Below are 4293 nucleotides of genomic sequence, written 5' to 3'. Positions count from 1 at the left end.
AGACGGGGGCGGCTGCGGGTGACAGGGCGACACTAGGCGGACGACCCGGCCGGAGGCGAACGCGCACGGACCGGGAACGCGGCGGACCGCCGCCCGGGTTCCCCGCCCGCGCCTCGCCGAAGGCCGCCGCCCGCCTTCCGCCCTGCCTCCCCTCGCCCTGCCTCCCCTCGCCCTGCCTCCCCTCGCCCTGCCTCCCCTCGCCCTGCCTCCCCTCGCCCTGCCCCTTCGCCCCGGCCTCGCCCTCCCCTCGCCCTCCCTTCGCCCTGCCTCCCTGAGCCCTCCGCCCGGCCCCGGCGCGACGGGTCCGGCCCGTCGCGGACAATGGGCGCGTGCGCTACTGCATCCTCGGGACCACCCGGGCACTCCGCGACGACGGCACCGCCGTACCCCTGGGCGGGGCGCGGCTGCGCGCCCTGCTCACCGTCCTCGCGCTGCGCCCCGGGCGGACCGTCCCGGTCGGAGCGCTCGTCGACGAGGTGTGGGACGGCGAACCGCCCGCCGACGCGGCCGGTGCCCTGCAGGCCCTGGTCGGACGGCTGCGGCGGGCCCTGGGACGGGCGGCCGTCGCGTCCGAGGAGAACGGCTACCGGCTCGCGGCCCCGGCGGACGCCGTCGACCTGCACCGCTTCGAGCGACTGGCGGGGGAGGGGAGCCGGGCCCTGGAGCAGGGCGGCGCGCACCGGGCCCTCGCCGCCCTGGACGAGGCCCTGGCCGAGTGGTCCGGCCCCGCGCTCGCCGACCTGCCCGACCGCACCGCGCCCGCCGCCCGCCTGGAGACCCGCCGGCTCGACGCCCGGCGCGACCGGCTCGCCGCCCTGCTCGCCCTCGGACGGGCGGACGAGGCGCTGTGGGAGCTGCCGGCCCTGTGCGCCGCGCACCCCCTCGACGAACCGCTCCACGCCCTGCGCGTCACGGCCCTGCGCGACGCCGGACGCCCCGCCGAGGCACTGGCGGCCTACGAAGAGGTGCGCACCCTGCTCGCCGACCGCCTCGGCGCCGACCCCGGGCCCGAGCTGCGCGCCCTGCACGCCGCCCTCCTCCACCAGGAGCCCGCGCCGCCCGTCCCAGGGCCGCCCGCCCCCGCGCCGTCGACCGCGCCGCCGCCCGCCCCCGGCAACCTGCGGGCCAGGCTCACCAGTTTCGTCGGCCGCGGGAGCGACATCGCCGCGCTCCGCGAGGACCTGGGCCGCAGCCGCCTGGTCACCCTCCTCGGCCCCGGCGGCGCGGGCAAGACCCGGCTTTCCCAGGAGGCCGCCGAGGCCGCCGCCGACGCCTGGCCCGACGGCGTCTGGCTGGCCGAACTGGCCCCCGTGGACGACCCGGACGCCGTGCCCGAGGCCGTACTGAGCGCGCTCGGCGCCCGCGAGACCGTCCTGCGCGGCGCCGGCGCCGAGGAGCTGCGGGCCGTGGAACGCGGCGGCGGCGACCCGCTCGTCCGCCTCACCGAGCACTGCGCCCACCGCCGGATGCTGCTCCTGCTGGACAACTGCGAGCACGTCGTCGGGGCGGCGGCGGCCCTCACGGACCACCTGCTGGCCCGCTGCCCGCACCTCACCGTCCTCGCCACGAGCCGCGAACCCCTCGGCGTGCCGGGCGAACTCGTCCGCCCCGTCGACCCGCTGCCCGATCCCATGGCGCTGCGGCTCCTCGCCGAACGCGGGGCCGCCGCCCGGTCCGGATTCCGCCCCGACGCCGACGAGGAGAGCGCGGCGGCCTGCGCCGAGATCTGCCGGCGGCTCGACGGACTGCCGCTCGCCATCGAACTCGCCGCCGCCCGGCTGCGGATGCTCACCCCGCGCCAGATCGCCGACCGGCTCGACGACCGCTTCCGCCTCCTCACCAACGGCAGCCGCACCGTGCTGCCCCGCCAGCAGACCCTGCGCGCCGTCGTCGACTGGTCCTGGGACCTCCTGGACGCCGCCGAACGCGCCGTGCTGCGCCGCCTCGCCGTCTTCGCGGGCGGCTGCGACCTGGCCGCCGCCGAGGAGGTCTGCGCGCTGCCCGCGCCCGGCGAAGGACCCGTCGTCGACACGCTCGACGTCGCCGCGCTCCTCGGCTCGCTGGTCGACAAGTCCCTCGTGGTCGCCGCGCCCGGCGGCGACGGCCGGATGCGCTACCGGCTGCTGGAGACGGTCGGCGAGTACGCCGCCGGCCGCCTCGACGAGGCCGCCGAACGCACCGCCGTCGAGCACCGCCACCTGGTCCACTACCGCGAACTGGCCCGCACCGCCGGCCCCGAGCTGCGCGGGCCCGGCCAGCGCGCGGCGATCGAACGCTTCCGGCGTGAGTACGAGAACCTGCGCGGCGCCCTGCGCTTCGCCGTCGCCGAGAAGGACGAGGACGAGGCGCTGTGCCTGGTCCTGTCGCTCTCCTGGTACTGGATGATGCGCGATCTGCGCACGGAGTCCCGCCAGTGGGCCCAGGCGGCGTCCTCGCTCGGCCCCGACCCGTTCGCCCCGCCCGGTGTCCGCGCCCCCTCGCTCCTGGAGCGCGTCACCGACCTGCCGCCGCCGATGGACCCCGTACGGCGGGAGGAGGCGCGGCGCGGGGTGGCGCTGATCCAGCTGGTCAACATGGACCACGCGATGGACGAGTGGATGACCCCGGAGAACCAGGAGCGGCTGCGGATCATCGCCCGCACCTACCGGCCCGGCCAGCCGCAGACCTGCCGCACCCCCGGCTCGCTGTGGATGATCGCGGTCATGCTCTCCGGCGAGCTGGACGACCTGCGCGAGCTGACGGACGCGACGGTCCGCGCCTCCCGGGAGTTCGGCTACGCGTGGGAGCTGGCCGCGGCCCTCCAGATGCGCGCCAACTTCCTGGCCAACCGCCCCGACCGGACGGGGGAGGCGCTGGCCGACGCCGACGAGAGCCTGCGGATCTTCGTCCGGATCGGCGACGACTGGGGCGCCGCCGAAGCGCTCTCCTCCCGGGGCGAGGCCAACGAGCGCCGGGGCCGCTACACCGCCGCCGCCGACGACTACCGCGCCGCCGTCGCCTACGCGGAGAAGCTGGGCGCGCAGGCCCAGGTGGCGCTGTTGCGCGCCCGCTACGCCGCGGTGCTCACCGAACTCGACCGCACGGCCGAAGCCGAAGCCATCCTGCGCGACATCATCGACGCCGGCCGGTACGCGGGCAACGAGGCGATGCCGATGGCCCGGCTGCACCTGGGCTTCCTGCTCGGACGGCGGGGCCTCACCGACGAGGCGCGCGAGCAACTGCGATTGCTCCTGGAGCAGTTCGGCTCCCGCACGGTCGGCCTCTTCGACGGATTCGTCATCGGGGTGATGGCCTGGCTGGACAACCTCGACGGCGCGCACGCCTCCGCCCTGGAGAAGGCGCTGACCGCGCTCGGCCGCTCCCGGGGCCGGCTCTCGGAGATGGTCGCGCCGCACATGCCCGCCATCCAGCTGCTGACGATGGCCCGCGCCCTCGCCGGGCTCGACGGGGCCGCCGGATCGGCCGAGGACGCCGCCCGGCTGCTGGGCCTCCAGGCGGCGCTGCTGCCGCAGGGGCACGTGCTGACGACGATGGAGCGCCGCGACCGGGCCGACGCCGAGGCGGCGGTCCGCGCCCGGATCGACGACGCGGCGTACACGGCGGCGTACGCGCGGGGCGGCGGCCTCACGGTCGCGGAGGCCGTCGCCCTGGCGGACGCGTACCGGTAGCGGACGCACCGCCCGTACGCCGCCCGGCCGCCGGTTCCCGTCAGGTCTTCCGGCGGAACTTCGAGACGGCCAGCGGCGCCATGACCGCGGTGATGACCGCCGCCCAGATCAGCGTGGTCCAGACCGAGTGGGCCACCGGCCCGCCCATCATCAGGCCGCGCACCGCGTCCGCCAGGTTGGACAGCGGGTTGTAGTCGGTGAACGTCTGGAGCCAGCCCGGCATGGTCTGCGGCGGCGCGAAGATGGACGACCCGAACTGGAGCGGCATCAGCACGAGCATCCCCGTTCCCTGGACCGCCTGGGCCGTCTTCATGCTCAGCCCCAGCAGGATGAAGATCCACATGATCGCCGCGCCGAACACCGCCGCCAGAGCGACCGCCCCGAGCAGCCCGAACACCGAGGTCCCCAGCTCCATGCCGAGGAGGAATCCCATGGCCAGCAGGATGAGCGTGGCCACCATCATCCGGCCCATCTCGACCACGATCTTGGCGATGAGCACCGAGGAGCGGGCGATCGGCATCGTCCGGAACCGGTCCATCACGCCCTTGCGGAAGTCGTCGTTGACCCCGGTGCCGACGGCCATGGCGATGTTCATGCCCATCATCGCCATCAGCCCCGGCACCAG

2 protein-coding genes are annotated in these 4293 nt (G+C 76.4%); one reads left to right on the top strand and one right to left on the bottom strand.

Features of this window, described 5'->3' with window-relative positions; all coding sequences use genetic code 11:
- Positions 1–329: 329 nt before the first annotated feature.
- Positions 330–3668, top strand: coding sequence for a BTAD domain-containing putative transcriptional regulator (locus EES43_RS07345; protein ID WP_124267968.1), 3339 nt, complete (start codon positions 330–332; stop codon positions 3666–3668).
- Between the two features lie 40 nt (positions 3669–3708).
- Here the strand turns inward: EES43_RS07345 and EES43_RS07340 are convergent.
- Positions 3709–4293, bottom strand: a 585-nt coding sequence (locus tag EES43_RS07340; protein WP_241192341.1) for an ABC transporter permease, incomplete at its 5' end; no start/stop codon positions are given.

This window comes from Streptomyces sp. ADI96-02 (assembly GCF_003846185.1).
Lineage (GTDB): Bacteria > Actinomycetota > Actinomycetes > Streptomycetales > Streptomycetaceae > Streptomyces.
Note: the sequence above shows the minus strand (reverse complement) of the source record. Positions and strands in the feature narration are given on the sequence as shown.